The sequence below is a fragment of the Candidatus Hodgkinia cicadicola genome, from assembly GCF_002774925.1.
On sequence record NZ_NXGO01000029.1, the window covers coordinates 1 to 2,615 of the forward strand.

Annotated in this window: 2 protein-coding genes; both read right to left on the reverse strand. The window is 25.3% G+C overall.

What is annotated here, in order from left to right; genetic code table 4:
* Positions 1 to 451: 451 nt before the first annotated feature.
* A complete protein-coding gene (locus tag MAGTDC_RS01950; protein WP_146656837.1) occupies positions 452 to 1,069 on the reverse strand; it encodes a cytochrome c1 in 618 nt (205 codons plus the stop codon).
* Entirely contained in the window at positions 1,060 to 2,202 is a 1,143-nt protein-coding gene (locus MAGTDC_RS01955; protein WP_146656838.1) for a cytochrome b, read from the reverse strand. The genes MAGTDC_RS01950 and MAGTDC_RS01955 overlap by 10 nt, the downstream gene beginning before the upstream one ends.
* Between the last annotated feature and the right edge of the window lie 413 nt (positions 2,203 to 2,615).

Sequence of the window (2,615 nt, forward strand, 5' to 3'; positions counted from 1 at the left end):
CTTAGAGTTTCAGATGTTTTCACCAATTCTTCTATCAAATTTAAACTTAGGTACTTGTCTTTTGTTCATTTGAAGTAGTTAATAATATGTTAATCAATGAAAATAACAATAATTAATCAATGATAACTATGGGATTTATTGTTAATGTTATCTATTATGTTGAATGATATTTTTTAAATTAAATGACCCAAAAAAATGACATCAAATGTATTTTAAAATGTATAATAACTTATAATAATTATGGTATAAGATTTTGTTGTTACCAAATTTTATTTAAATTTATTTATTCTAAACGTGGATGTTGTTCTTTTCTAAGTTTATTAATAATTAACTTTGATTTAGGTAATAATTAGATAAAGATTCATGTGTTTAATTCAATAATTATCATTTTTATTAATAAATAAGGTACTTTGTACGTTAAATATGTTATAATTTTGTTATTAATAATTTCTTAATCTAAACATTGAGGTTTTCTGATGTAATTGTTTGATGGTTTGTTGTTATTTTTAATCAATGAATTAGTTAACATTAATCCAGTAATAAATAAACTACTTAAAATTGGTATTGTTAATCTCTGTCTTATAGTCAATCATGGTTCTGATACCCAATCTAAGAAGCCAATTACATCTCGAGAGTATTGATGGATGGAGTGTGGAGCATAAAAGTTGGATTTAATACATCCATAAGCCAATGGTGGTCTCATAGCGGTCCAACCCTGTTCTAATCCTTTATTCTGATATAAATTACTTTCATTTCTTATGAGAGTATTACCATACCCAGTTAAAAGGTCATATATTCATTGAAATGTTCTATATTTTGTTACCAAAGATAAGTCTGGGGGTAATGCCCCATTGTTAAAACGTCTAGCTTGTATAGCTGATTTGTATGGTAATTTAAAATAATCAATTAGTCTATATTTTTTAACCAATAGAGCAGCTTGTTTATGTGTATATCCCAATTTAAGTAAATCCATGAGTTTAAAAAGTTTGAGTGAATGACAATTAATACAGATTTGTCTAAAAACATCAAAACCTCGTTTAATTTGACTTATTTTAAAGCTTATATCCAATTTTTCTTGTAGCTTTTATTAATAAATGAAGTAATTCTTATAATTAAAGGTAGAGAAAAAAAGCCAAGGTATCACAACACACATGCTTTTGATAATTTAGAGATCAGTTTTGTATATCTACATTTACCCATTAATCCTAAGAGGATAAGACTTATGAATGCAGTTATGGTATGTAATCTGTAAGTTCTTGTTGTTATGTTTGGTAGTTCTATGTTATATATATATGGAATAAATATCAACGAAAATAAGAGTAATGTTATTGAAGTTATACCTAACATCTTTGATTCAAAGGTTTTAAGTATTGAATAATATGGTAGGAAATACCATTCTGGTTCAATATCAGTAGGAGTTGAATAATAGTCGGCTGGAATGTAACTTAATTTATTCAATATTATATTCGGACAGATTAAACATAGAACATACATTATAAATAACATTACGATACAAGTAATTATATCTTTGGCAATAAAATTGGGATACATATCTTCAAATGAGTTTGATATTGGTAGTCTGTTCGCTATTGGACTTGTTTGGCCTTTAATATGAACTAATAACAGATGTATCATAATAAAGGTTAGACATATGAATGGAAATACACAATGGAAAACAAAAAATCTTCTAAGTGTTGAATCACCGACTGTATATCCCCCAAGTAATATTAATCTCAGAAATTTACCAATAATTGGAATTGAACCTATAAAATTTGTGATTACTACAGCAGCTCAGTATGACATTTGACTTCAACTTAAAACACTACCGAAAAAACCAATCAAAATAATGATCAAATGTATTATACTACCTGTTAGTCACAATATTTTTTTGGATCCATAATATGATTTATAATAAATTCCTTTAAATATGTGTAAATATAATAACAGGAACAACGCAGATGATCCACAAACATGTAGGTTTCTTACCAACCATCCATATTTAAATAATCTTTCAGTTCTGTGAATAGATAAAAATGCCAATCTAGTTGATGGTTTGTAGTGAATAGCTATCGAAATTCCTGATGCTATTTGAAGTATAAATATAAATATCAATGAAAATCCTGTAGTATATAATCAGTTTGCATGTTTTGGTATTTGAAATTTAATTAAATGACTTGTTATAATTTTTATTAAGTCTATCATAGTGTTGGTTTTTGATTTTTAATCATAAAATTAACTTGATCTTTTAAAATAAAATGTTATTAGAACTTGAGAATAAATAAACGATCAATTTGTTTAATTATCATAGGGGTATCATGTGGTGTATTCATCCCTAATTATATGTTTACTTCAAACAGATCAGTTCAATGGGTAAAAATAATGGGAACTAATCGGTAATCGTAAATACATGTCTAACATCTTTATTTCTATTAAAGTAATAATGACTTTACATTTTAAGTTATCATTTTTATTAAAATATTTATAAGATTATTTGAATTATTTATTTTGTAAAGATTTTTTATATTAATAGCTTTATTTTTCTCGATTAATATTGATGTTTTATTTTGATTTGGTATCAACATCTATTTAAATTGAGATATAATTTAGATTTATTT